The 25,856-nt window shown below is 59.6% G+C and carries 26 protein-coding genes; 9 read left to right on the top strand and 17 right to left on the bottom strand.

The features are described 5' to 3' along the window. Positions 1-94: 94 nt before the first annotated feature. From CJEIK_RS01750 to CJEIK_RS01735, 4 genes are all read left to right on the top strand, one after another. Entirely contained in the window at positions 95-1,150 is a 1,056-nt protein-coding gene (locus CJEIK_RS01750) for a metal ABC transporter solute-binding protein, Zn/Mn family (RefSeq protein ID WP_005296710.1), read from the top strand. Next, positions 1,150-1,851, top strand: a complete 702-nt coding sequence (locus tag CJEIK_RS01745) for a metal ABC transporter ATP-binding protein (RefSeq protein WP_005296713.1) — start codon at positions 1,150-1,152, stop codon at positions 1,849-1,851. Before CJEIK_RS01750 ends, CJEIK_RS01745 begins: the two co-directional genes overlap by 1 nt. Further along, positions 1,848-2,786 carry a metal ABC transporter permease gene (locus CJEIK_RS01740; RefSeq protein WP_005296716.1) on the top strand — a complete coding sequence of 313 codons (939 nt, stop codon included), beginning with the start codon at positions 1,848-1,850 and terminating at the stop codon, positions 2,784-2,786. The genes CJEIK_RS01745 and CJEIK_RS01740 overlap by 4 nt, the downstream gene beginning before the upstream one ends. A gap of 87 nt (positions 2,787-2,873) precedes the next feature. Continuing rightward, positions 2,874-4,523 carry a carboxylesterase/lipase family protein gene (locus tag CJEIK_RS01735; RefSeq protein WP_005296718.1) on the top strand — a complete coding sequence of 550 codons (1,650 nt, stop codon included), beginning with the start codon at positions 2,874-2,876 and terminating at the stop codon, positions 4,521-4,523. Between the two features lie 52 nt (positions 4,524-4,575). Here CJEIK_RS01735 and CJEIK_RS01730 read toward each other — a convergent pair whose 3' ends face one another. Further along, positions 4,576-5,586, bottom strand: coding sequence for an ABC transporter permease (locus tag CJEIK_RS01730; protein WP_005296721.1), 1,011 nt, complete (start codon positions 5,584-5,586; stop codon positions 4,576-4,578). Positions 5,587-5,708: 122 nt separating this feature from the next. On the opposite strand from CJEIK_RS01730, the gene CJEIK_RS01725 reads away from it, so the two are divergent. Continuing rightward, positions 5,709-6,275 carry a TetR/AcrR family transcriptional regulator gene (locus CJEIK_RS01725; protein WP_005296725.1) on the top strand — a complete coding sequence of 189 codons (567 nt, stop codon included), beginning with the start codon at positions 5,709-5,711 and terminating at the stop codon, positions 6,273-6,275. 50 nt (positions 6,276-6,325) lie between these two features. Here CJEIK_RS01725 and rlmB read toward each other — a convergent pair whose 3' ends face one another. From rlmB to CJEIK_RS01685, 8 genes are all read right to left on the bottom strand, one after another. Further along, positions 6,326-7,282, bottom strand: coding sequence for a 23S rRNA (guanosine(2251)-2'-O)-methyltransferase RlmB (gene rlmB / locus CJEIK_RS01720; protein ID WP_005296729.1), 957 nt, complete (start codon positions 7,280-7,282; stop codon positions 6,326-6,328). 203 nt (positions 7,283-7,485) lie between these two features. After that, the gene (locus CJEIK_RS01715; RefSeq protein WP_034965368.1) at positions 7,486-8,358 is read right to left on the bottom strand and encodes an HtaA domain-containing protein; all 873 of its coding nucleotides are present in this window, start codon (positions 8,356-8,358) and stop codon (positions 7,486-7,488) included. After that, positions 8,355-9,029, bottom strand: a complete 675-nt coding sequence (locus tag CJEIK_RS01710) for a biliverdin-producing heme oxygenase (protein ID WP_005296733.1) — start codon at positions 9,027-9,029, stop codon at positions 8,355-8,357. Before CJEIK_RS01710 ends, CJEIK_RS01715 begins: the two co-directional genes overlap by 4 nt. A gap of 80 nt (positions 9,030-9,109) precedes the next feature. Beyond that, positions 9,110-10,126, bottom strand: a complete 1,017-nt coding sequence (locus CJEIK_RS01705) for an HtaA domain-containing protein (protein ID WP_050760848.1) — start codon at positions 10,124-10,126, stop codon at positions 9,110-9,112. A 5-nt stretch (positions 10,127-10,131) separates the two neighbouring features. After that, complete coding sequence (locus tag CJEIK_RS01700; RefSeq protein WP_370510484.1) at positions 10,132-11,040, bottom strand: heme ABC transporter ATP-binding protein; 909 nt, start codon at positions 11,038-11,040, stop codon at positions 10,132-10,134. After that, entirely contained in the window at positions 11,037-12,086 is a 1,050-nt protein-coding gene (locus tag CJEIK_RS01695; RefSeq protein ID WP_005296741.1) for a FecCD family ABC transporter permease, read from the bottom strand. The genes CJEIK_RS01700 and CJEIK_RS01695 overlap by 4 nt, the downstream gene beginning before the upstream one ends. Further along, positions 12,070-13,161 (bottom strand): heme/hemin ABC transporter substrate-binding protein, encoded by a 1,092-nt coding sequence (locus CJEIK_RS01690; RefSeq protein WP_005296744.1) that lies wholly within the window; start codon positions 13,159-13,161, stop codon positions 12,070-12,072. The genes CJEIK_RS01695 and CJEIK_RS01690 overlap by 17 nt, the downstream gene beginning before the upstream one ends. A gap of 48 nt (positions 13,162-13,209) precedes the next feature. After that, on the bottom strand, positions 13,210-15,144 hold the full coding sequence (locus CJEIK_RS01685; protein WP_011273027.1) for an HtaA domain-containing protein: 1,935 nt from the start codon (positions 15,142-15,144) through the stop codon (positions 13,210-13,212). Positions 15,145-15,353: 209 nt separating this feature from the next. On the opposite strand from CJEIK_RS01685, the gene CJEIK_RS01680 reads away from it, so the two are divergent. After that, positions 15,354-15,941, top strand: coding sequence for a hypothetical protein (locus tag CJEIK_RS01680; protein WP_005296754.1), 588 nt, complete (start codon positions 15,354-15,356; stop codon positions 15,939-15,941). Here CJEIK_RS01680 and cysS read toward each other — a convergent pair. Beyond that, on the bottom strand, positions 15,898-17,334 hold the full coding sequence (cysS, locus tag CJEIK_RS01675) for a cysteine--tRNA ligase (protein WP_172457291.1): 1,437 nt from the start codon (positions 17,332-17,334) through the stop codon (positions 15,898-15,900). The genes CJEIK_RS01680 and cysS overlap by 44 nt on opposite strands. A gap of 63 nt (positions 17,335-17,397) precedes the next feature. On the opposite strand from cysS, the gene CJEIK_RS01670 reads away from it, so the two are divergent. Then, on the top strand, positions 17,398-18,216 hold the full coding sequence (locus CJEIK_RS01670; RefSeq protein WP_050760854.1) for a fumarylacetoacetate hydrolase family protein: 819 nt from the start codon (positions 17,398-17,400) through the stop codon (positions 18,214-18,216). On the opposite strand, the gene CJEIK_RS01665 is transcribed toward CJEIK_RS01670, so the two are convergent. From CJEIK_RS01665 to CJEIK_RS01640, 6 genes are all read right to left on the bottom strand, one after another. Further along, entirely contained in the window at positions 18,206-18,799 is a 594-nt protein-coding gene (locus CJEIK_RS01665; RefSeq protein ID WP_034965380.1) for a hypothetical protein, read from the bottom strand. The genes CJEIK_RS01670 and CJEIK_RS01665 overlap by 11 nt on opposite strands. After that, positions 18,799-19,986, bottom strand: a complete 1,188-nt coding sequence (locus CJEIK_RS01660) for a hypothetical protein (RefSeq protein WP_005296765.1) — start codon at positions 19,984-19,986, stop codon at positions 18,799-18,801. The genes CJEIK_RS01665 and CJEIK_RS01660 overlap by 1 nt, the downstream gene beginning before the upstream one ends. Beyond that, entirely contained in the window at positions 19,973-20,704 is a 732-nt protein-coding gene (locus tag CJEIK_RS01655; protein ID WP_034965388.1) for an ATP-binding cassette domain-containing protein, read from the bottom strand. Before CJEIK_RS01655 ends, CJEIK_RS01660 begins: the two co-directional genes overlap by 14 nt. Positions 20,705-20,782: 78 nt before the next feature. Continuing rightward, positions 20,783-21,274: a 2-C-methyl-D-erythritol 2,4-cyclodiphosphate synthase gene (ispF, locus tag CJEIK_RS01650; RefSeq protein ID WP_034965389.1), complete on the bottom strand. Its 492-nt coding sequence runs from the start codon at positions 21,272-21,274 to the stop codon at positions 20,783-20,785. Between the two features lie 51 nt (positions 21,275-21,325). Continuing rightward, complete coding sequence (locus tag CJEIK_RS01645) at positions 21,326-22,153, bottom strand: IspD/TarI family cytidylyltransferase (RefSeq protein WP_005296774.1); 828 nt, start codon at positions 22,151-22,153, stop codon at positions 21,326-21,328. Positions 22,154-22,167: 14 nt separating this feature from the next. Next, on the bottom strand, positions 22,168-22,758 hold the full coding sequence (locus tag CJEIK_RS01640) for a CarD family transcriptional regulator (protein WP_005296776.1): 591 nt from the start codon (positions 22,756-22,758) through the stop codon (positions 22,168-22,170). Positions 22,759-23,037: 279 nt separating this feature from the next. Here CJEIK_RS01640 and CJEIK_RS01635 point away from each other — a divergent pair, with 279 nt between their 5' ends. Together CJEIK_RS01635 and radA are read left to right on the top strand one after the other, a co-directional pair. Further along, positions 23,038-23,610 carry a hypothetical protein gene (locus tag CJEIK_RS01635; RefSeq protein ID WP_248623876.1) on the top strand — a complete coding sequence of 191 codons (573 nt, stop codon included), beginning with the start codon at positions 23,038-23,040 and terminating at the stop codon, positions 23,608-23,610. Between the two features lie 94 nt (positions 23,611-23,704). Further along, the gene (gene radA / locus CJEIK_RS01630; protein ID WP_005296783.1) at positions 23,705-25,138 is read left to right on the top strand and encodes a DNA repair protein RadA; all 1,434 of its coding nucleotides are present in this window, start codon (positions 23,705-23,707) and stop codon (positions 25,136-25,138) included. On the opposite strand, the gene CJEIK_RS01625 is transcribed toward radA, so the two are convergent. Then, a complete protein-coding gene (locus tag CJEIK_RS01625; protein ID WP_034965398.1) occupies positions 25,125-25,829 on the bottom strand; it encodes a hypothetical protein in 705 nt (234 codons plus the stop codon). The two genes, radA and CJEIK_RS01625, sit on opposite strands and share 14 nt — an antisense overlap. Positions 25,830-25,856: the final 27 nt, after the last annotated feature.

The raw sequence follows: 25,856 nt of genomic DNA, 5'->3' as shown, positions 1-25,856 counted from the left end.
CGGCCTGCCGTGGAGTTTCGTAGATGGTTCAACCTCATTTTGATTCATATTGACGATCGTTTTCGTGCCCACTAACCTCGGGAGAATGAAGAAAATGGTTGCCAATTTCGCAGCAGTGTTCAGTATCGCAACGTTGGCGTTGGGCGTGACCGCCTGCGCCGGCGGTTCGGAAGATTCCGCCGCCGATGGGGACAAGATCAAGCTCGTCGCCTCCACATCCATCTGGGGCAGCATCGCGGAAGACGTCACTGAAGGTCGCGATGACGTTGAGGTGACCACCATCCTCAGCAGCAAGGACGACGACCCGCACGAGTACGAGGCCACTGCCCGCGACATCGCGGCAGTCAAGGACGCAGACATCGTAGTCGCCAACGGCGCGGGCTATGACAACTGGCTGACCGACAACGTGGAAGAGGGCACCCCGCTGGTTACGGCCCAGCCACTGGCTGAGGCACACCACCACGGTGACGACCATGGTGAGGAGGGGCACGAGCACAGCCATGACCACGGGCACGGTGAAGAGTCCGGTCACGATGAGCACGAGAGTCATGACCACGAGCACGGTGACGATCATGAAGGTCACGACCACGAGCACGGTGAGGAGGGACATGATCACGAGCACGGTCACGATCATGAGGGTCACGACCACGGTGGAGCCAACCCCCACGTCTGGTTCGACCTAGACGTCGTCTCCGAGTTCGAAAAGAACCTCTCCGCCGAGCTGCACAAGCTGAACTCCGACATCCCGGAGTCCGACGAGGACGTATCCAAGAAGACTGACGAGCTGAAGCAGCGCATCGAGAAGCTGAGCGGCAAGAACGTCATCCTCACCGAATCCGTCGCCGCTGAGCTGGTAGACGATTCCGAGCTGAAGGACATCACCCCGGAGGGCTTTGCCCACTCGGTGAATAACGAGTCCGAGCCCTCCGCCGCCGACCTGGCTGCCACCCGCCAGCTGATCACGGACAAGAAGGCCGACATCCTCATCACTAACGAGCAGTCGGAAACCCCGGCAGCCGAGCAGCTGACCAACGCAGCCAAGGAAGCTGGCATTAAGGTAGTCAATGTCAACGAAACCCCCGATGAGGGTCAAGACTACTTCGAGTACGCCGACGCCCTGATCAAGCAATTGGAGGATGCAACCAAGTAATGGTTCTCGCTCTCCGCGACGCGGCAGTAGAACCCCTCTGGCGCGACCTCGACCTCGAGGTCGCGCCGGGGGAGTTTTTGGCTATTTTGGGCCCCAACGGAGTGGGAAAATCCACTCTCCTGAACGTCGCGCTCGGGACCCGTAAACTCAGCCGTGGCAGCGTCAAGGTGACCGACAAGCTGGGCTACATCCCCCAACAGAGGATGTTCGACCCGACCATTCCGCTGCGCGCAAGAGATCTGGTTGGCCTCGCACTCGCAGCGGGCGTCATAAAGAATCGACGTCCAAAGAAAGCCCAGATCGACGCGGCGCTGGAGGAAGTAGGCGCGACCGGCCTGGCCAATCGACGGGTCGGCGAGTTATCCGGCGGACAGCAACAGCTCATCCGGCAGGCGCAAGCGATGGCGCAGGATCCGGAGCTGCTGCTGTGCGACGAGCCGCTGCTCTCCCTGGACCTGCGCGCGCAGAAGAAGACCGTGGAGCTGCTGGATCGCAGGCGGCGGGAGCACGACACGGCAATCGTGTTCGTCACCCACGGCATCAACCCGATCCTAAACGTGACGGACCGGGTGCTATACCTCGCACCGCACGGCCACACGATCGGCACGGTGGATGAGGTCATGAACAGCGAGACGCTCTCCCGCCTGTACCAAACGGACGTGAATGTAGTGAACGTAGACGGAAAGCTGGTGGTCGTATGAGCAGCCAATTCCACACCGGCGACTGGTGGGAAGACACCCTCGCGCTACTTTCGGTGGACTTCGTGCAGAACGCACTGCTGGCAGCGCTGCTGCTGGGTATCGTCTCGGGCGCGATCGCACCGCTGATCGTGATGCGGAAGATGAGCTTCGCCGCGCACTCCACCGGCGAGCTGGCACTGATGGGTGCCGCCGCCGCGCTACTGTTCGGCTTTAGCGTGAGCTGGGGCGCGCTGATCGGCGCTGTGCTGGCTGCCGTGGCGCTGACGGCGTTGGGGCAAAGGGAGCAGGACGCCATCGTGGCGGTGATCTTGAGCTTCGGCATGGGCCTTTCTGTTCTGTTTATCTACCTCTACCCCGGCAGGTCTTCCGCGGCTTTTAGCCTGTTGACGGGCCAGATTGTGGGCGTGAGCTCTGCCTCGCTGGGCATCCTGGCGGCGCTGGCGGTGCTGGTGGTGGTGACGATGGCGCTGCTGTGGCGGCCACTGCTGTTCGCCACAGTGGATCCGGTGCTGGCCGCGGCCTCGGGCGTGAAGGTGCGCGTGCTGGCGCTAGTGTTCGCCGCGCTGATCGGTGTAGTGGCCAGCCAGGGCGTGCAGATCGTTGGCGCCCTGCTGCTGATTGCGCTGCTGATTACGCCCGGCGCGGCGGCTGTGAAGGTGACCAGCAACCCGGTGTTGGCCGTAGTACTGTCGGGTATTTTCTCCGTGGTGTCGGCGGTCGGCGGGCTGGTGGCATCGCTGGCGCCGGGGCTGCCGGTTTCGGTATTCGTGACCACCTTGAGCTTTGTGATCTACCTGGTCTGCCGTGGAATCGCCTGGATGCGTTCCCGACACGTGCAGGCGGATGCGGTGCGGGCGCGGGAGTATTCGGCTGCTGGCGAGTCGATCTCAAAACAGACCAGCAACGAGGCTGCAGGCCACGCACACCACGCCTAAACAGGCCGTGCGCGTAAAGCGCATAAAAATATAGCCACCGCCCCCGGAAGAGGGACACCAGCGGCGCAGCTCGTTAAGGTAGCACTTGTGATTACCGAGACGACAGCCAACACACAACCCACCAACCCCTGGATCGTCCGTACCACCACCGGACTGGTCAAAGGCCACGCGGAAACCGGTGTGACCGCCTTCCGCGGAATCCCCTACGCCGAAAAGCCCATCGGAACCCGCCGCTTCCGCCGTGCCGAACCCATCGCCCCGTGGGAAGGCGTGTTCAACGCCGCCACCTCCGGCGATGCGTGCTCGCAGTACCGCCCGGCGCGCAAGTCCGCCGGCAATTGGGAGGGCACGGAGGACTGCCTCTGGCTAAACGTGGTGGTCCCCCGCCCGGCGGACTCACCTACCCCCGCAATCGACCCGGAAGCCGGCCGTCCGGTGGTGGTCTACTTCCACGGCGGATCGAACATCCACGGCTCCGCGAACAAGCCTTTGCTGTCCGGCGAGTACTTCGCCCAGGCCATCGATTGCGTGTACGTGGCCGTGAACTACCGCGTGGGCATCTTTGGCCAGTTAGCTCTGGGCGAGGGCACGCACACGCCGGAGGGCATGGATAGCAACGCGGGTCACTCCGACCTGCTGACGGCTCTGCGCTGGATCCACGACAACGCCCGTGCCTTCGGCGGCGATCCCGACCGCGTGACCATCATGGGCGAATCCAGCGGTGGGGCCATGGTCACCGCCCTGATGGCCACCCCGTCCGCGAAGGAGCTGTTCAGCGCGGCCATCGCGCAATCCCCCGCCCCGATGATCGTCCACACCCGCGCGAATGCAAAGTATTGGACGGACTTCGCCGCCCGCTGGCTGCACCGCATGCGCGCGGAAGAATCCCTGCCGCTGGACCAGCGCACCCCGGTCCGCCAGGCGCCGCCGGAGCTCAGCGACGAGGAGCTTGCAGCCGCCACCGAAGACCTCCTTACCGCCGAGCACACGATCCTGGGCCGCCTCTCGGACGAGATTGTGCGCTTCCACGCGGACAATCCGATCTCCAAGGCCGGCCCGTTCGCCCCGGTGATCGATGGCGACCTGTTGCCGGAACACCCGCTTTCCCCCGGCGCGATGATGGACGTGCCCCTGCTGATCGGCACGAACCGCAACGAATACGACATGATGCACCTGGAGCCAAAGCGTAGCTCCATGCAGTACACGCGCACGCGCACGTTCGCCCACGCGATTTCCGGCACCGATGCCCAGGCCACCAACATTCTGGAGCAGCACTATGGTGGCCCGAAATCCCGCAAACTCAAGGGGCGTTTCTTCGGCGACGCGCTGTTCACCGGCCCTTCCTGGTACCTGGCACAGAATCACCCGAGCGACCGGGCGTGGGTTTACCGACTGGATACCACTACCCCGTTCCTGCGCTATTCCGGCATGGGCGCGATGCACGCCCTGGATCTGCCGATCCTCTTCCAGCGCTATGACCAGGACAAGGGGCGCATTGCCGTGCTACTCGGTGGCCGTGACGAGATGCGCGCCACCACCGTCGCTATGCAGTCGCGGTGGAGGCAGTTCGTGCACTCTCACGACCCCGGTTTTGATCCTTATTCGCTGGGCTTCGCCACGCAGGTTTTTGACGCCCACTTCCCCACCGGCGAGGAAACCATCTACGACCCACAGCCCGAGTTGCGGGAGGCGTGGGCGCAGGTTCAGTGGGATAAGCAGGAGGAAATGTTCGGCTAGCGCGAATTATTGGCTAGCGCTGGAGCCGGCTACGGCTGGGACGAAGGGGGCGTCACTTAGTAGCGCGACGCTTCCGCCACGAAGCCAGAGCGACCATGCCCACGCCGAACGCGACCCAGCAGAACAAAACAACCACCGCGTGGGTAATGCCGTGGCCATCGAAGTAGGCGACAGAGCGCACGGCCGTTCCTGCTGCGCCGATGGGTAGGTACTGGCCGAACCAGCCCCAGGGGCTAGGCAGCCACTGCCAGCCTGTCGCTATGCCGGACAGCGGGTTGGAAACAAACAGAGTGATGATCGCGCCGATGCCCAGACCTGCGCCGCCGAGCAGGGATTCCATGCCGAGTACGAACATCGAGGTACCGGCGATACCCAGCGCGAGGATTCCCGCCAGTTCAAGATAGTTTCCGTCGAACAGGTCATATCCGAACTGCATGATCGCACCGAGCACCAGACCGGCCAGAATGGAGAACACGGCTGCGCCGACCACCCGGCCCCAACGACGCCCCTTGAGCCCGAAGGTCAGCAGCGCGGCCGAGGCCATGCCTCCGAAAGCCAGCGGCAGGGCAAGGGTATTCAGGCCGATTCCGTTCGGGTCGCCTTCGGGTAGCGGGGCGACGTCCTCCACGGTGACCTTCTGTCCCTGCTGCTTCATACCATCGGCAAGGCCGGTCATGATCTGTTTGAATGTGGAACCGGCGCCGCTAGCGATGGTGACGACGGTGCCATCCTTGCCGATAGTGATGCCGCCGATCGCTTCGCGTTCCAGGACCTTCGTTTTTACCTCGTCTGGATTGTCGTAGGCGGTGACGTCGAAGGCGCCGGGCTGCTTCTGCTCGAGCATTCCCTCAACCTTCTGGACTGCAGGCGCAGGGCCAGAAACCGCAAGAGGCAAATCTTCCGGACCGGAGTTCATGCTCGGGGTGAGGAACGCCAACAGCATCAGAGTGATAATTCCCGTGAGGGCAACGACGATGGCGGCGAGGCGACCGTTGCCACTGCGCTCAGAAGCCGGAGGCGCTTGGGTTGGTGGATTCTTCTGTGCATCTACAGCGTTGGACATTGGGTTTCCCCTTTCTGAGACCCATAAAGCGGAACGTTGTGTTCCGTTTTAACAAAATGGATCATAACGTTCCGTTTAGATAAAATGCAAGCGATAGAGCAACAAATTGCGAAAGGTTGGCTATGCGCGCGGACACACACGAGAACAGGCAGGCAATACTCATTGCAGCTTGGAGGATGTTTTCCACCGTCGGGATCGACGTTTCAATGCGCACTATTGCCAGCGAAGCCGGCGTGGGCATCGGCACCCTCTACCGCCACTTCCCCACCAAGCAGGACTTGCTGACGGGGCTTTTCGACTACGGGCGCGAGCGCCTCATCGACATCATCGACCGCCACACGGCGGGATGGGAGAACGCTCAACAAGCCACCGAAGCGTGGAGCAGTTTCGTCCATAGCGTCGCAGAGCTCCAGCTGGGAGCCATCGCCACGCAGGTAGTGCCGACCATTGTGGAAAACTTGGATTTTGAGGCAGACCTCGTCCCTCGAATGAACGAACTGATGGAACAGTTAGAAAGGGTGCTTCACCGTGCACGCCGCTGGAACCTCCTCAGAGAGGACGTGGACGCATTACATTTCCACCTCGGCCTGGCGGCAATCACCCGCCCGCTGCCAGACACAGCTCAACAGTTCGTACCCGATTACCAGCCCTGGCTCGTGGAGACATACATTCGAGGACTTAAGCCTTAGAAACTAGAAGCCCCTGCTGAGGAATCCGCAGAGGCGAAGACGAGGGGGCGTCACTTAGCAGCGCGACGCTGGCGGGCGAACTCGCTGAGCACCACGCCCGCAGCGACCGACGCATTGAGGGATTCCACCCACTTGGCCATGGGGATCGACATGATCGTGTCGCAGGTCTCCGAAACCAGGCGGGACAGCCCCTTGCCCTCCGAGCCGACGACGATGACGGTCGGGGTAGTGCCGTCGTAGGTATCGAGGGTGTGGTCGCCGCCGGCGTCCAGGCCCACGACCTGGTAGCCGGCCTGCTGGAGCTGCTTCAGGGAACGCACCATGTTGGTGGCCTTTGCCACGGGCAGGCGCGCGGCCGTGCCAGCGGAGGTGCGCCAAGCAACGGCGGTAACTGAGGCGCTGCGGCGCTCCGGGATGATCACGCCGTGGCCGCCGAATGCCGCTACGGAGCGGATAACCGCACCGAGGTTGCGCGGGTCGGTGATGTTATCCAGCGCGACGACCAGACCGGGCTGGGGTGCAGAGGCAGCCTGCTGAATCAGGTCTTCTACCTGCGTGTACTGGTAGGGCGGGATCTGCAGGCCAATCCCCTGGTGCATACCGTTGCCGGTCATGCGATCCAGCTCGGCGCGGGAAACCTCCAGCACAGAAATGCCTCGGTCGGCGCAGGTGTGGACGGCCTCGGCCAGGCGCTCGTCGTTCTTGGTGCCCTCCGCGACGTACAGCGCGGTGGCGGGGACCTTGGCGTGCAGGCACTCGATCACCGGGTTGCGGCCGACCACCAGCTCCACCTGGTTATCGTCCTTTGCGAAGCGGTCGTGTGCGCCGGAAGCCCGGCGCTTGGCAGCCTGCTTGCGCTTGTATGCGGCGTGGTAGACGCGATCCTCCGCCTTCGGCGTGGCCCCCTTGCCCCGCAGGCTGCGGCGCCCCTGGCCGCCGGAGCCCTTGGTTGCGCCCTTCTTGTTCTTCTTGCGCACGCCTCCGCTGCGCTGGGTGTTGCCCGCCACTGTGATTGCCCCTCTTACCTGGTCGACTACGTGCGTTTGTGTATGTTACTTCCCGGCACGCGAAACTGGAACCAGGCTCACGAGTACATGGACAGCAAAGCACCCCACCTGCTGTGAATTTGTTACTTCCACTGCCAATCCTGTCGGCAGCAGCTGGAACGACCAACAATTCTTCGCAGATGGGGTGGTGTGGTGCTTTACCTCTAGACGTTGATGCCGAAGTTCTTTAAAACTCCGCGCCAATCCACGTGCCCGGAGGCCAGTGCCCCTACCCCAATCACTGCCGCAATGGCGGCGATCACACCGGCCGCGATGCCAAGGGGCGAGCTTTTGGAACTGCCACTAGAAGAACCGGAGAATCCGCTTGCACTTCCCTGCAGTTCCTGCGGGGTTACATCTTCTATCTGCTTGCCATCGTCATAGTCCAGCAGCAGGTCAACGTCCGCGCCCTCCAGCTGCTCGCCCTCGTTGTAGCGGAGTAGAGATCTCTGCAATCCGATACCGGCCGTTGTGGGACGGTTCTGGGCAACGAGATCCTTACCCGGATCAATCGGGGCTTCCAGGGTGAAGGTCACGATTACTTCATCGTCGCCGCGCTTGTCTAGCTGTGTAGGATCGTTCGCCGTGTTACCGGAAAGGGAGTAGTCCCCAATAAGCGATACCGCCTGACCTGTGACATTCAACTTCAAGTCGAAGTAAGAGACATCCAAAGCTGGCCCGCCGTTCTTACCAAGACCTTTGTATGCGGTCACATGTGCGCTGCCGTCCAGGGCAATCGTGCCATTCCCCTGCGGGTCCAGCTTTGTTTCTTGGGTATTTACTGGGAACACAAACTGGTTTCCCTTAAACTCCGCGCCTCCATCGCCGATGACGGTTCCCCTGGCGATCGGCCCCTGCACATGCTTAAGGAAAGAGGTTTTGATCGGCCAGGCAAAAGCACCGGCTCCTAACACTGGGGCGGACACTTCCTCTGCCTGTGCTACAGGAACCGCCATGCCGCTTAACGCGACGGAACTGACCAGGGCGCTGGCAACGAAGTGGCGGGAATTGGACTTGGACAAGAATGGTGTATTCACGCGCAGACTCCGTAAAGATCTGTGAACAGGGAAAAATTCATACCAAAAGCATCGATGGCTTCCTCAATCAATGCGGAACGCTGCTGTGCTGTGAGTGGCAGGCTATCGAGGCGCTGACGGTAGCTGGTTCGGTACGGAGGGATCTTGCCAATAGCGGAGAAGTCATAGAACTTCAATGCCTCAGGAGCGACATTGTAGAGGTCTGCTACACGTACAGCGATGACCTGACCGCCGGAAATATCCCCGAGGTAGCGGACATAGTGATGAGCGATCACTCGTACAACGTCTTGTTCTCCGAAAGAGTCGAGGCGATCTACATACCGCCGGGTGGCGGGCAGTAGTTCAAGTTGTTCGCGCCAATCGGAGCCGAGGCAATACGTCAGATCGTGTTCCAACGCAGCGCAACGTTGCAGGCGCGGATCGGCAATAACCGACCCGATGGGAGTGCCGGAGACTCTTTCTACAGCGTTCTCTAGAGCGCTGTAGACAAACCAGAGTTGTCCCGAAAGCGCATACACCGCTTGAGCGTCAAGCTCGCCTTTGAAAAGGGTGCTCATGAACTCGGATCCTTCTGCGCGCCCGTGCGCCTCCGCAGTGGCATTGCGCAGTGCCTGAGAGATCGGCTCGGCTGTGTTAAAGCTTGTGTTTGAAAGTGTGGAGGTCGAAGCCATCACGTTATTCCTTTCGAAAGAGTTTCAAGATCCGCGTGGAATCTGGAATTTGTCGCTGAACGAGAAAAGGGAACTCGTTATTAGCGCAAGTTGTGGTGGCGTAGGAATTCATCAATCTTCTTGTGAATGCCATCGAGAGCGCCAGACACGTTGATCGCGTGGCCAATGATCGCCAGCATGCCTAGGATTCCGACCGTGCCAAGAATGTAGTTCCACACCTTTCCGAACTTGCCCAGCGAACCTTGGCCTTGCCCCTGGTCATCCGGGTTGTCTGGGTTGCTCGGGTTGTCCGGGCCAGGACCACCTTCATCATCCGGAGTCGGCTCCCCTGGCGTTGCACATTTCTTCTCGGTGGTCAGAGAAACATTGATGTCATCCAGCTCTGGCTTGTAGTCCGCCGAGTAAATGCCCATGAATAGGACGTCTACACCCTCCACAATGTTCTTGTCCCCATCCGTTCCTGGCTTAGGAACGTAGGTCATGCTGCTTGCATCAAGCGTGACAGTGTCCCCGTCAACCTTCCAGTTTCCGTGCCCCTTCGAGAACACGTCCCTGCCGGAAACCTTGTTCTCTTCGATACGGTCCTCAGGCGTATACTCAGTCATGTGCTTGCCAGGCACGTAGTATCCCTCATAGCTAGCGCCGCCCTGAATACTAGCCCCCTCGGCCGTGATGTAAGGGGACTTGAAGTTCGAGTACAAAGCACCATGATGGCCTTCAAAAACGACATCGGACGGCTTGGTGCCGATCTCTGCCTTGGTTACGTTGCCCTCGGAATCGACCTCAATGCTAGATACACTTGGGTCTACCTGGAATTGGAATTGGAAGTCCTTGGATTTCTTGTTGGCAGGATCAGATTCCTTAACCTCACCCTTCGTTTCCCAGCTTCCCTGAGCGATTCTCCCCAGGATGTAGCTGCGGAAGCTCTCCTTCAATCCCCAGTTGAAGGTACCGCCAGTGATAACAGTTTTGCATTCAGGTTTAGCCTGAGATGCGCCATCCTGTGCCGATGCAACGGGTACGGAAAGTGCAGCAGTGCCCAGGGCGAAAGTCATCACAGTGCCGAGCATGACATTTCGAGTTGACTTAATAGACATGAGAATTACTCCTGATGAATGGATCCTAGGGACTTAGCCCTAGTGAATGGAATGGATTGATATGCAGAAAGCAGTCGAGCTACTGCAGCTGGCGGATCCCTCCGCCGCGGACGAACAGAGACGTCATTATCCGCACTGCGGACAACTTCGATGGGCCAGTCATAAACGCTGGAGAGAATCTCGTCGGTATAGACCGAATCAACCGATCCAGCGGCGGCAATTCGCCCATTCGATAGACAGACGATGTGATCGCAATACGCCGCAGCTGCGTCGAGGTCATGCAACACAATCACCACCGCAGTTCCAACTCTGTGAGCGATCTGCTGCATCAAGCTCAAGACTTGTTCCTGATGACGGATATCCATCGCCGCGGTCGGCTCGTCTAACAACACCACCGGTGTTTGCTGGGCCAAAACTCGGGACAACGCAACCCGAGCACGTTCGCCACCGGAAAGAGTGACGATGTCACGAACTGCCAACGCAGTGGAACCGGTGGCGTCCAGAGCAGCGTCAACAATGAGCTCATCCACACTGCTATCGACTGTCCCTCGCCACGGTCGCCGTCCCATCGCCACAACATCTCGAACAAGAAACTCAAACGCGACTTGGACATCCTGAAGCAACACCGCACGGCGCTGCGCCATTGCCCTTGCATCGGCCCGAGAGGGGTCTAATCCGGCGACGGAAACCACACCCTCAGTAGGTTTAATATCCCCAGACAGCGCGGCGAGCAGCGTCGACTTACCAGCACCATTCGGCCCAATGAGCCCTGTGACCTCGCCGGCACGAGCGACAAAACTAATGTCACTGAGCAACCGCTTGGCACCAACGTCGACGGCGAGGCCAGATACCTCAATGGCCTTATCGCCGATAGCCATACTGTTAGTAGTCGCATCGCTACCGTGAGCACTCATGCGTGCATCCCCTTTCGCATCATTCGGCGCAGCAGAACGAAGAAAGTCGGGCCGCCGACAAGGGCAGTGAAGATGCCAATCGGCAAATCTGCGAATTCAATCAACGTGCGGGCAGCCACATCGGCCAGACCAATCAAGACCGCCCCGCCAAGCGCAGAAGCAGGGATGAGGAGATAATTCTCCGGCCCCATGACCGTTCGCAACAGGTGCGGGATAATCAGCCCTACGAAGCCGATGAGCCCAGCAAAGGCAACTGCACCTGCAGTGAGTACGGTCGCAGCGATGATCACAATCGCTCTCAATTGACTTACATTGATCCCTGTGTGACCAGCGGCTTTCTCACCCAAAGCAAGCACGTCTAGTGCCCCACCCATCCGTAGGGCTACGGCAATTCCAACCATCGTGATCGGCAAAACCGCCCAAACGTGCTTCCACTGGGCACCATTTAGGGATCCCATCTGCCAAAAGATGATCTCTTCCCGACTGGCGGTCGGAGCCAAATAGACCATGAAGGAGATAATTGCTCCACACACGGCATTGACCGCGATACCTGTGAGAACCAGATTGATAACCACAACTCGGCCTTGACTTCGTGCTAGCTGGTAAATCAGGCCAGCGGCAACCAATGCGGAAAGAAAGGCGAAGAACGGAACGGTGAACGTGCCGAAGAAAGCAAGGTTAAAGACGATTGCCAACGCCGCACCAACCCCGGCGCCCGAGGTCACGCCAATAATCGATGGCTCGGCCAGAGGGTTGGCAAACACCGCCTGCATCAATGTTCCAGCCACACCCAAACATGCGCCGACTAGGAACCCCAGCAGGATGCGCGGCAAGCGAATATCCCACACTACGCTGGAGGCCAGACCTGAATGATGGTCTTTCCCCAGCAAGATTGAACCTAAATCCTGCAGTGGCACGTAGTACTGTCCAAGCACGATCGATAGCACCGCAGCAACAAGCATTAGCACCACCAGTGCACCGAAAATCCCTACCCATCGGCGCGTTCGCGCCCGGAGAAACTCGTTCGTATTAACCGTGTGGGTCATATAACGCCTTCGCTGTCCGCAAAAGTGTTTGCCCAGTCATAGGGCCGAACGCCAACGATTGACCATCTGGAATCGTGATTACGCGCCGCTTCTGTCCTGCCGTGGTTTGAGCTATGCCGGGGCGTTTGAGCAGGCCTTCGATCCCTCCGGTGGATTCCAACCCGCCGGTCATCATGATGAACGCATCTGGGTTTAACCTAGCTAGCGACTCCGCATTGGCTGGTTCGATGTAGGAAAGGTTGTTCTCCGTCCCCACGTCAACCGCACCAACGCCCTCGATCAGGTCTTTTGCTCCGGTCCCTTCGCCCATGATGAAGAACACTCCACCATTTCCACGGGCATAAAGGAATGCCACCCGCATCGGTGTAGAGGGCACCATCTTCTTGATGGTCTCTTTATCCAGATTTATTTCCTCGACTGTGCGATCCGCAAGCTTTTCCGCATCCTCCGGGAGGCCCACGACAGCACCGAGCGTGGTGATGTCCTCGGCTACCGAATCGATCGTGCGGGTCGGTTCCATGACCACAGTGGTCACGCCCGCCTGACGAATCTGATCGATAGCGTCCCGTGGCCCGATGGAGTGGTCCACGATGACGATATCCGGCTCCAACGACAACACGGCTTCCACGTTGATGTTGTGCCCACCTTGAGTGACCACTGGCCTGTCGGCCAAGATGTTTTCAGTAGAAGAGACCGTGCGGCCTACAATCCGATCGGCAAGACCCAGGCCAGTAAGGGTTTTAGTGTAAGTACCGTACAGGTCAAGAGCCAGAATCCGATCGAGCTTATTAACCTTGACATCGTGGCCGTCTGCGTCGGTCAGCTCCACCGGCAGCTTCGGGGATGGATTCTTGGTCACAGGCTCCACATCCGTGAAGTCCTTGACCTCCGAAACGCCCTCAAAGCTACGAGGATCCTGCAGATCAGCAGCATTCTTGATGTCGTTTCGCAGAGCAGCATCAGCTTCGGATTCATAGGCGCCCTTAACGCCACACGCAGCGATGCTAGCCGTGCAGATAAACAACACACAGGTGCGGAACGCTAACCGCACAGTTCGATTAAGAACAATGGACATTAAAACGTGCTTTCTAACTGAGCAGTGTCTTGCCACCTAGTAGGCGGATTAAGACGGATTACTTACAACCAGTCGACCGATGCTTCCACCTGCGACGATGACTCCTACGATCAATCCGAGAAGGTAAGTAGCCGGGTTCTCATCCTGACCCTCAGCCGCAGCAGGCTTAACCTTGAATTTGCTCGATCCGTTTTCGTACCCCGCCGATGAAGAATCGCCGTCGACGCCATTGCCGGAACCGTCCTTATTGCCGGCGAGCTTCGCGGCGGCAGCATTGTGCGCAGCAGAAGAACCACCGCCCGATCCACCCGCACTCGATCCAGATGCTGTCGTACCGCCCACTGCGTCGCAGTCACCCTGGCCACCTAGCTGGGCGCTGAAAGATATGGGCGCTAGTTGAGTTCCCGGATCGTAAAATTCGGCGAAAGCCACAGAGCCATCCTGGGTCAGCGATACACTCGCCTCTCCGCTTACTGAGTTATCCGAGATATCAAGGGAACTAAAGCTCAGGTCTCCCAGCACTGTGCGCCCGAAGTCTCGCTTCTCCCCTTCCATGTTTGAAGAACGAACATCGGCAACAAGCCTTCCTGTTCCACCGTTGAACTGGATCTCCGGATTCGCAATGTTCAGGTCGAGAATTCCGTTGTGACCGGTGAATTGCATCGCGCCACCATAGGAAATCGTTCCCTGTTGAGAAGACGTATCGACGTTGCCGCCGTTGCCGGTGAACTGATACTTGCCGCCGCTGTATCCGACCCCGCTCAAATCCCACTTGCCCTTAGCGATAGAGCCGGTGATGTACGACTGGAAGGATTCCTTCAGAGCCCACGATGCCTTGGCGCTTTCGACTGCCTTGACCGACTCGCAGTGCAGGTCTCCACCGCCACCAGCTGCTCTACCTGCTGTGGCACCGCCCCGGGTTGTTCCGCCTCCGCTGGCGGCCGACCCGCCGCCTGTTCCGCCGTTTCGCGCACCACTGTTCCCTGCTCCAAGCGATGTTCCGCCAGAGGCCGATCCACCACCAGAACCGGAGTTGGAGTTAGAGTTCGTTCCGGAGGTAGAGCTAGTTCCGGAGTCGCTTCCGCTAGAAGATCCGTTCTTTACGCTCCCGCGATTGACGAAAGATTCATACTCGTCCAAGAAGGCTTGGGAGTTACCCATGAAAGTGGTCAGGGCGTTCATCGTGTCGTTCGTCTCAGACAGAATTCCCATAGCTTCCTTGTTAAAGCCGGTGAAGTTGCCATCGATCGTGGTCAGCGTGCGCTTTTCGCCCGATCCCGAGCCACTGCCCGAATCTGATCCACAGCTGCCGTCCAAAGCCACTGAGCCACTGGTTGGATCCATCGAGGTTCCCGCATTGTAAGCGAGAAACAGCCGGCTGCCACCTTGAGTAAGTGTCGTAGAACCAGAAAGGTTCACGCTCCCTGAGCCAGGGGTCACCGGGGTGGACAGGTTCACCTTGGCGATGACTTCATCGTCGCCAGTGATTTTGGCTCCTCGCTTGCTCTTATTGACCATGTCCGACTCATAGGAGACATAGTCCACCAGGATCTCGGCGGTTTTTCCCTTTGCGCGCACCTTCCAATCGGAGAGCGTCATATCTAACAGGTCATCACCGCCATAGTTGTGGCCGTTGAAACGGAGAACTCCGTTGAGCGGAACCGTCACCGTATCACCGTTTACCTGGGGCTTTTGGGGGCGGAACTGGAAGGCTCCATTCGGGCCGGTCTTATCGCCATTAAAGCCGATACCGTCGCCACCCCATCCGCCTTTAGCGACAGGGCCTTGGATATAGGCACGGTAGCTCTGCTTGATACCCCAATTGAATTCACAGGTTCCTGCCGCTGAGGCAACGGGGGTAGCGACCGTGGTAAATGCTACGGGAGCGAAGGCAAGTACGGAGGTGGCAGCCACAGCCGTGGATGCGCGGACGAACAACCGTCGCGAGGAGCCTCGACGTGATCCAAACGGTGAAAGATGCATGCTGATCCTACTCAAAACTGAAACATCAAAAGATTTGCGCCGCCTTACCTCTACCTAGGTTCTACCCATTAGATTAGGATAGTGTTACCTTAATTAGGTAAGGCTCGACTTAGCTGAAAGTATCATGAGTCAGCCTAAGAGACGAAAGCATCTTGTGTTTAGTTTCGTCCCCCACCCCCACCTCTCACCCCCGAGAAAGGACGCGAAGAATGACCGCATACACCCCGGCCCCTCTGGCCAACCTCTACCCTGAAGTAGACCCCCACCAGGCAATTCCGCTTTCCGCGACCGAACGCTTTGCCCTAACCGTATCGATCGGCGTGATGGCATACGGCGCAGTAGTCGGCGACTTCATTATCGCCGGAGTCGGGCTGGCACTAGTCGCCATCGCATGCGTCGTATGTTCTCAGAAAACGCAGCGCCGAATCCGCTCCCAAGCCCGCGGCCGCTTCCCCAGCGAGGACTGGGTCGAATACAGAACCGCAAACAGGTTGAATCTGAACCTCTTCCTCCCCCTATGTATCGGCTCCATCGGCGCCCTGATCGTGGCCGGTTTTTGGTACATCCCGCCGGAGCACGCAACACTGGGCGGCATCATCATTGCCATCGTTTCTGCCGCCACCATTTGGTTCTTGCCAGGCCTGAACCCCATGTGGTCGAAAGACGAAGAATACTTCGTACCCGAAGAAATATATGACGACGAGGTCAAGCTTCCAGGATCAGAGTTACAGCCCGACGAGTACGTCTATGGGACTACCCCTTCAACGACCACTTCGCGCCATCGGCTGTATCCGTAACCTCAATGCCGGCCTCGGCCAGGCGATCGCGCACCTCGTCGGCGGTGGCCCAGTCCTTGGCCGCACGAGCCTCGGCTCGGCGCTCCAGCTCGGCCTTGACCAGCACATCCAGGGCTCCCATCGCCACATCGGAGCCACCGGCGGCGGCCTTGGTGGATTCCAGCCACGTCTCGCTCAGCGGATCCACGCCCAGCACGGCAGCCATCGCACGAACCTGTCCAGCGATCTGCTTGACCTGCTGCTTTACCTCGTCCGTGGGCTTAGCCTCCAGTAGCTTGTTGCCCTCGCGAACAATATCGTGGATCACGGCCAGCGACTGCGGTACGGCCAGGTCGTCGTCCATCTTCTCCGCGAACTGCGCCGGCACTTCCCCGACCGGCAGCGCCTGCGGATCCACCGCAGTCTCGCCGGTGACGTACTCGATGGCGCGCATCAGGAACTTCTCGATGCGACGGTAACCCGCAGCGGCCTCACCCAGCGCAGCCTCGGAGTACTCCAGCATCGAGCGGTAGTGCGCGCTGCCCAGGTAGTAGCGCAGCTCAACCGGCCGCACCAGCTTCAGCACATTCGGGATAGAAAGCACGTTGCCCAGGGACTTCGACATCTTCTCACCGGACATCGTCACCCAGCCGTTGTGCATCCAATAGCGCGCAAACCCATCCCCCGCTGCCGTCGCTTGCGCAGCCTCGTTCTCGTGGTGCGGGAACTGCAAGTCCAAGCCCCCGCAGTGAATGTCGAACTCACTGCCCAGGTACGTCGTCGCCATCGCGGAGCACTCGATGTGCCAGCCCGGGCGGCCACGGCCCCACGGGGTATCCCAGGCCGGCTCGCCCGGCTTGGCTGCCTTCCACATGGTGAAGTCGCGCGGGTCGCGCTTACCGGTGCCCGCAGATTCACCCTGATCCATCTCGTCCAGCTTCTGGCCGGAAAGGAAGCCGTAGTTATCGATCGTCGCGGGCTGAGCGTAAACATTGCCGTCTGCGGCGTAGCCGTGGCCGTTGTCGATGATGCGCTGCATGTACTCGATCATCTGCGGTACGTGCCCTGTAGCGCGGGGCTCGATGGAAGGTGGGGTGACGCCCAACTGGTCATAAGCCCAGTTAAACGCACGCTCGTGCGTGGCGGCCCACTCCCACCACGGGCGGTTGTTCTCCGCGGCCTTGGTCAGGATCTTGTCGTCAATGTCAGTGACGTTCCTTACGAAAGCAACATCCAACCCCTTGGCCTCCAGCCAGTTGCGCAGAATGTCGAAAGCGACTCCGCTACGCACATGTCCGATGTGCGGGATCGACTGCACGGTCGCTCCGCACAGGTAGATCGAGGCATGGCCTTCACGGATAGGCTCAAAGTCGCGGAGCTGGCGGGCGGCAGTGTCGTAAATTCGCAAAGTCACACCACACAGTATAGGCATGCGCATCTGGCCTCTTTTCCCATGCGTGTCAGTATCGTGGAGTACATGAGCACTCAAAACACCCCGAGATTCGCCACCATCCGCCTCAACGATCGGGGTGCATGGCGCCCAATTGCAGTCACCTCCTTCTCTGAGGAAGGTGGCGAGGGCAAGCTCCTCGCCGAATTCCCCTACAAGGAGCAGGTCAGCAGCACGGAGCTGGATTCCCTCCCCACCGTTTCCTTCACCGCCGACCAGCTGGGGCCGGTCGTGCCTAATCCCGGGAAAATTTTTTGTGTCGGCCTTAACTATCGGGAACACATCGCAGAAATGGGGCACCCGATCCCAGACCACCCCACTCTGTTCGTGAAGTACGCCTCCGCTTTGGCGGGCCCGTTCGACGAAGTCGTTGTTCCCCCAGAGCTCTCCGCGCAGGCGGACTACGAGGGCGAGCTTGCTGTCATTATGGGCGAGTTCGGTCAGATCGCGGGCTACGCCGTGATGAATGATTTCTCCCAGCGCGATTGGCAGTACCGCACCCAGCAGTGGCTGCAGGGCAAGAACCTGGATCGCTCCAGCGGTTTCGGTCCATGGATGGTGCCGGTCGAACACTTCGATCCGATTGCGGAAGGGGCGGTGTTACGCACCTGGGTCAACGGCGAACTCCGCCAGGAGCACAGCGTTGCCGACCTGGTATTTAAGCCACAGGATCTGGTGGATTACATCAGCAACTTCGCCTCGTTGGCACCTGGCGACGTCATCGTGACGGGCACACCAGAGGGCGTCGGTCACGGCATGACCCCACCGCAGTACCTGGCCGATGGCGACGAGGTGCGTATCGCCATCGACGGCATCGGGGAAATCTGCAACCGCATTAACTGCTGAGCTGAGCCAAACGCGGCTCGGCCTTCTTGATGGCGCTCCGCACTGCCGCGAAAAGTGACAGGCAGATGGGAAGCGCAATTACAATCACACTGATCCTGGACGACCAGAACAATGGCAGGTATCTACTAGGCAATACCGATATGAGCAGGCACTGGGCGGCAGTTAGTAGCAGCAGTCCATAGAAGCTCTTTCGCAGGTTCACTACAAGGCATGCGCCGAAAATCACCGACAGTGCAATGAGCGTGTACTGCAACATGCCTGGGTTGCCCAGGAGCGCGACAACGCCACATTCGCCCAGGCAAAGCCCGAGGAAAAGCCAGTCGCAGGCCGCCCACGTGCGAACAGTTAGTTCTTCCAGCTGGGAAAGCCGGTTATCCCAGAACATCACCGCAGAGCTAACGATAGCGATGGAAAACACGAAGTTAAACGGGATAACTCCGGACGAACTCCACGAAGCCCAAGGAATGGGAATAGTAGTCGTGCCGAACAGTACGGCGCCCACGACGCCGAATATCTGAAGCATCACCGCGTAGGTCGCGGAATGTCCACGCCAATATATCTGTGCTCGATGCTGAGCAGACACTATCCCTCCCTACACTCGGAGTTCGCCCGATTCAGGATGAACTTCACGTCCACTCCCTCATTCGTTCCATGCACCCCGCGCCATTGTCCGGAAGGCGTCAAGGTCGCTCGTTCCAGCTCTTCTTCCGTCAGATCGGGAAGAGACTCCGCTACGGATACGGGTTCCTGCGGAGTTCCCCAACACGATGGGGCCCCCTTAAGTGCAGGTTCGTTGCTGAGGAGCTCGACCAGGAGCGCGCGCTTTACTTCCTGTTGCTGATTCGAGTGAGCGAGCCAGATGTCGCCGTCCCGTTGCGGTTCGGCGTCAATCAGCCTATAGGTAGTGACGCCCAGAGATTCCCACACCTTGCGGTTAGCATCTACCTGTTCAGATGGGGTTTCGCGCCAGTAACACACCGCTCCCTCGCAGATCATATGCTCTTGGGGGCGGGGCACCGCGGAGCTATAGTTTCCACCTTGGGCGATTCCGTAACCTAATCCACAGCTCACGCAGAGTAGAACAATGGCTGCCAAGCGGAGTGGCCACGCAGGCAACCCCGGAAGCCAGTTTCCATGAAAAGCCGCGATCAACAGCAACGAGCAAACGCATATGGCTCCCAGCACCAGCGCCGAAGCCTTCCACAGAATCGGGTCCACGCTCTGTGATACTTGGCAACAAGAGCTAAACGGCTGCCCGAACATTTGCCGCCACGCCACGTTTGAGAGCGACACCGGGTAAGCGACCAGGATATAAGGAAGAAGCAAGCCGACGGCGATCGCCACAATTGCTGGTAGGTACAGCCCTAAAGTTGCTCCCAAGCTCAGCCATGCCACGCCGTGAAGAGCAATAAAGACCAACCCTGTTGCAAGGAACCGTCCGGACTCTACGTAGCCGATATTCGCTAACTGCACTGCGAGGTACGCCAGCACCACTACCACCGCAAGTAATAGTGGCAGCGCCAAGGATCTGAGCCAGACTTTAAAAACATCCCGCACAGACCCGCGGGACTTAAAAAAGGAACGGAAGCGTGCCATCTCTTTGGCACCGACAAAGCCCAGGATTGGCCCCAGCGAATAGTAGAGGGCCAAACTGTTGGAGACTGCGTTGTCCTGCGTAGGCACCGGGTTGGCATTGAGTGCAATGCTCAGCAAACCAAGCGCAGAAGCGGCGAGTACCAGAGCAACGTTGAGAGCATTAATCCTCGTCATGGCCGCCGTTCCTGGAAAATGCTTCCGCAAGTTTTCTCACAGTGTCGGAATAGCGAAGTAACTTTTCTGGCTCTAGTGATTCACGCCCGATTCGTAGAAAATCGCCCATGGGTCCCTGGAATTCGACTTTGCCTTCATGCAACACGAGTACATGCTCGAACGGTTTCTCCACTTCCAAGGGCTGATGGCTAGAAACCCAAAGGCCAACGCCCGATTCCGCGATGGATCGATAGAGCACTTGAAGTTCCCGTTTCGCCAGCGGGTCGAGTGCAGCGCTAGGTTCGTCTAGCAGAATGTGCTCCGCGTTAGAGTTCAGGGCTGTAGCGATTTGCACGCGGGCTTGCTGCCCGCCAGACAGCTTGCTGCATTGCTTATGTGCATGTGTTTTAAGTCCGACAAATTCAATCCAATAGGCTGCGGTCCTCTTACTCTCCGCCCAACCGGCACCATTTAGCCAAGCGACGTAGGAAACATAGTCGACCACACGCGCCCCATTGATGCTTTCGAAATGCTGCGGGACGTACACCGCTCGGCCCAACTTCGGCACAGCGCCCTTGGACGGTTTTAGCTGCCCGGCAAGCAACTTCATAAGCGTGGTCTTACCGGCACCATTGACACCCAAAATCACCGTCGGGCTAGCGGGAACCTCGAGGGAGCGGACCTCGATCCCTTCATCAGAGCGCGGGTAGCTAAAAGAAAATGAGTAGCTATTCGACAAGGAAGTTCCAGACCTTTAGTGCGCGGAGATTCTGTTTGATGGAACAAACCTACGAAGACATAAAAGGATTGTCAATAACTAATTCTGCGCCTGCCACACAACCGCCGTCGCCACAGCCGCCACACCCTCACCGCGGCCGGTGAAGCCCATGTGGTCGGTCGTGGTGGCGGAGACAGAGACAGGGGCGCCGATGAGCTCCCCCATCACCTTTTCGGCCTCTTCGCGCCGGGTTCCCATTTTCGGGCGGTTGCCCACCATTTGCACCGCTGCGTTCCCGATCACGAAGCCTTTGGATTCCAGCAGTTCACGGCACTCACGCAGTAGGCGTTCGCCGGAGACGTTGTCGTACTCTTTGCGCCCCACACCGACGAAACTACCCAGATCTCCCAGCCCTGCGGCAGACAGCAGAGCATCCACCACTGCGTGCGCCACCACGTCACCGTCGGAATGTCCTTCGCAGCCGTCCTGCCCCTCCCACAGCAGGCAGGCCATCCAGCAGTCTTTACCTGGTTGCACCTGGTGAGCGTCAGTTGCAATACCTACGCGGGGAATGATGTGTGGGGTGTTCAATACGGTCTGCCTCTCGCCTCTGCTTGCGTTCTACTTGTCTGGAGCGGGTTGTTAGCCTTCGCTGCCATCCAGAATCATCTGCGCCACGCGGTAATCCTGGGGTGTGGTGATTTTCATCGCCAGCGGATCCGCGTCCACCGCCACCACCGGGAAACCTGCCATTTCCATCAGCGAGGCATCGTCCGTTACCAGCGGTAACGGCGAGGCGCCCACTCGATCCACCGCATGTGCAGAACTTATCTCCGTGGTGCGCAGGTACTGCTCGTTGGCCTCGATCAGCTTCTCCAAGTCGAATACCTGCGGAGTAGCAGCCGCCCGCAGGCTAGCGCGGTCTGGGGTCTGCTCCACGACCGTCTGACCTGCGCGCGGGCCGGAGGTGGGGGCGTCAATAACCTTAATAGTGTCTACCACCGGCAACACCGGGATCGCCCCATACCAGGAACCTTCTGCGACGCCACGGCGCGCGCGGTCGACGACCTCAGCGATCATGGCAGGTGGGGTGAGGCAACGCGCGGCATCGTGAACGGCGACGAAGCGCCCCGCAGTGGCCTCGCCCGCGGCACTGAGCCGCCGTTGGATCGCCACAAGACCCGCGTGCACGGAATCGAAACGTTCCCCTCCCCCGAGCTCCACGCTGACGGTCATGGGCGCCCATTCTGCGGCGTTGAGGGGATCGCCGACGATGCGCTCGGCGCGGTCGCGCATGTTCTCGCTAACCAGCACGATGGCATGGTCGATGCTTTGGGACGCCGCGAGGCCGTCCAACGATCGTTCCAGCAACGACCGACCGTGGAGCTCTACGAAAGCTTTCGGGGTGTCAAACCCCAGGCGGGTGCCGCTACCGGCAGCGGCGACAAGTGCATAGACGTTCGCTGTCACGGCGTTAGCTCGGCTTAGTCTTCGCCGTCCAGCTCGTCGTCCAGATCGATGGAGCCACCGGACTTGGAATCCTCGTCCACGCCTGCCGCACGGGCAGCAGCGGCGGCCTCACGGTGGCGCTTAATAGCGGCCTGCATGTCAGCCAGCAGCGCATCAGTCTTCTTGTCGTCCACACCCTCGGCTAGAGCGAGCTCGCCTACGAGGATCTGGCGGGCCTTGGCCAGCATGCGCTTCTCACCTGCAGACAGGCCGCGGTCCTGATCGCGGCGCCACAGGTCGCGCACAACCTCGGCCACCTTGTTCACATCGCCACTGGTCAGGCGCTCCTGGTTGGCCTTGTATCGGCGGGACCAGTTTCCAGCCTCTTCGACATCGGTCTCGCGCAGCACGGAGAAGACCTTACGCAGGCCTTCCTCGCCCACCACGTCACGCACACCAACCTTTTCGGCGTTTGCCGCCGGCACGCGAACGGACAGGTCGCCTTGGTTAATACGCAGCACCAAGTAGTCGACGGTTTCCCCCTTGAACTCCCGCTGCTCGATGCCCTCGATAACGGCGGCGCCGTGGTGCGGGTAAACGACCGTATCTCCGACTGCGAACTCCATAAGTATTCCTCTAACGTCCTTCCGAAAGGCTGTGACAGGTTGTGCCGGGCACTGACAGGCACTGCGTAAATACCCGAGTAAATACCCGATAGATTCTACCGCAATCAGCCACGCTACCCGCATTTGGGGCATAGAATCCCCTGCAAGCGCGCACTAGGGGGCACTAATTGGCCCTAAAGCCCTCCTTGGCTAGGTGTACCGGCCCCCTTCAAGCTAGGCTGGGTGCAGACGTTTTTATTCAACTGCTTTTAAGACATGCCTCAGATGGAGGAACGCATCGTGAAGACCCTCAAGGCCCAGCCGCTGAAGACGACCTTTGCCCGTGGTGCGCTGGCGCTGGTCGCAGCAGGTTCCGCACTCGCCCTGTCCGCGTGTGGTGCAGGTCAGATTTCCCAGACTTCCAGCCAGGTTGCCGCAGTCAACGGTGCTAGCGGCACCGCTGAGCACGCTGCCGTACAGGACGTTAACGTGGTTGTCGGCCCGGACAACTCCCTGGCGCTGAAGTTCACCATCACCAACGAGGACAACCACGGAAAGCCCGTCAAGGTTGAGTCCGTGAAGGTGGAGGGCAAGGAGATCTCCGGCCTGAGCGGCAAGGAGATTCCGGCTGGCGGATCTCTGGTTGCCGACGGCAAGTTCGCCATGGAAGACCTGGAGGCCAAGAACCAGAAGCAGCTGCAGTACGCTGCTACCTCCATCAAGGGACTGGATGACGTTTACGTCGGCGGCCACAAGAAGGTCACCTTCAAGCTTAACGTCGGCGAAGTCGAACTGAGCGCACCGGTTTCCGCATACGTTCCAGAGGCTGGCAAGCTGCACCGCGACGAGGATGGCAGCCTGACCGACAAGTAGGCCCAAGAGCAAGCTTCAGCGTAGGCTTCCTCAAAATCGAACAAACGCCGCCGCCGGACATTGGTTGTCCGGGGCGGCGTTTATTGTTGTGAGCATGGCAAGTAAGTCGAGCAAAGCAAGCCGGGTTTTCGTCTGCACCTCCTGCGACCACCAGCTGTCGAAATGGATGGGCCGCTGTCCACAGTGTGGGGAATGGGGATCGCTGGAGGAGCGGGACACGCGCTCTTTGGGTGCACTGGGGCTCGCCGGTGTTGCGGGCGCTGGCGGTGGCGTGGGGCGCCGCGGTGGGAGCCGCGGGGCCGCCGGACTGGTTCCTGGGGCCAGCGCCCAACCGGTCACCCAGGTGGATCCGACAATCGCCAAACACCGCCCCACGGGCATCGGGGAGCTAGACCGCGTACTGGGCGGCGGCATCGTCCCAGGCAGCGCGGTTCTGCTGGCGGGTGAACCGGGTGTGGGCAAATCCACCTTGCTATTGGAGGTTGCTGCGGCGTGGGCCAAGAAGGGGCATACGGTTCTGATCCTCACCGCGGAGGAATCCGTAGGTCAGGTGCGCCACCGCGCGGAGCGCACCGGCGCGCTGCACGACAAGCTCTATCTGGCCAGCGAAAACGACCTGGAGAATGGTCTGGCGCAGGTCGATGCACTTAATCCGGAGCTAATCATCGTGGACTCCCTACAGACAATGCAGGCCACTGGGGTGGAAGGCGTGGCCGGTGGCGTGGCCCAAACCCGCGCGGTCACCAGCACACTGACGACCCTGGCGAAGATGTCTGGCACGCCTGTCATCGCAGTGGGTCACGTAACGAAGGAGGGCACAGTCGCCGGCCCCCGTACTATCGAGCACCTGGTGGATGTGGTGTTGAACTTCGAGGGCGACAAACACTCCTCTATGCGCTTTCTACGCGGCATCAAGAATCGATTTGGCGCCACGGACGAGGTCGGCTGCTTCGAGCAGACCGCCCACGGCATCCAGGAGGTTGCGGACCCCAGCGGACTGTTCTTGCATCACCGCACGGAATCCGTGACCGGCACCGCAGTCACCGTCGTGATGGACGGGCGCCGCGCCATGGTCGGTGAGCTGCAAACTTTGGCTCTAAACAGTGAATTTAAAAACCCGAAACGCTACATGACGGGCATGGATGCCTCGCGCGTGTCGATGGTGCTAGCTGTCCTGTCCGAACGCTGCGGATTGCCACTGGCAGATAAGGAAGTCTACGCCGCCACGGTCGGCGGGATGAAAATTCTGGAGCCTTCCGCAGACCTCGCGACCGGGCTTGCGTTGGCTTCTACCGCGAAACGTACTCCGCTTCCCCTAGGCTTGGTCGCCCTCGGTGAGGTGGGCTTGGGTGGAGAGGTGCGCCGCATTCCGCAACTTACTCAAAGGCTCGCAGAGGCGCACCGTCTGGGCTTCCACACCGCACTGGTGCCGAAGAACTGCCACTACGAAGCTCCGAAGGAAATGAAGGTAAAGGAGGTCTCCACGCTCTGCCAGGCGGTGAACTTCTGCCTAACTACTGCAGGTTAAACGAGGCCGGCTGGGAAGTATTGTCGCCCACGTGGGCGTACAGCAGGTAGCTGCCCGGATCGACCGGCTTGCGGTCCTCGCACTTACCCGGAGCGGAGGTGGTACGGGACCAGGCGGCCATCTCGTAGTTCACGGACTCGCCGGCCTTGATCTTCGTATCGCCTACGACCTCCGGCTCGTTGCAGTCAATGTCGCCCCACACGCGCTCATAGTTGCCCATGGTGAAGACCTCGAACTTCAACGGGGAATCATCGAAGTTAATGTCGCAATCCGCGTTCGTCGGGTTCTCGATCTTCACGAAGAAGTTCGGCTGCTGCTCCGCGTTAAAAGTCGGAGCACCCGGTCGAGCGGTGACCTGCAGGTCGGCGAGCGAGCAAGAGTCCTTCTTCTCTTCCTTGTTCTCGTCGTCTGTGTCTTTATCTTTGTCTTTATCTTCGGACGCCTTCTCGTCCTTCGCCTCGCTTGGTTCCGTACCCTTCGGCGGCTCCGGCGAGCTGGTCATATCCTGCTGTTCGGAGGTAGTGATGGCAGACTCGGTGGACGCCGTGTTCTCGGAGTCCCCTCCCCCACTGACCAGGCTGATCAAAGCCCAGATCACACCGATCACAACGACCAAGATCACCACCGCAGCGATGCGGCGGCGGACATAAACTTCGCGTGGCAACGGGCGCCGGTTGTCTTCATCAGTCACGCAACCAATGCTAGAGGCTGCCCGCTA

This window comes from Corynebacterium jeikeium (assembly GCF_028609885.1).
Classification (GTDB): domain Bacteria; phylum Actinomycetota; class Actinomycetes; order Mycobacteriales; family Mycobacteriaceae; genus Corynebacterium; species Corynebacterium jeikeium.
The sequence above is the reverse complement of the archived record's forward strand: the minus strand, read 5'-3'. Positions and strand labels throughout refer to the sequence as shown.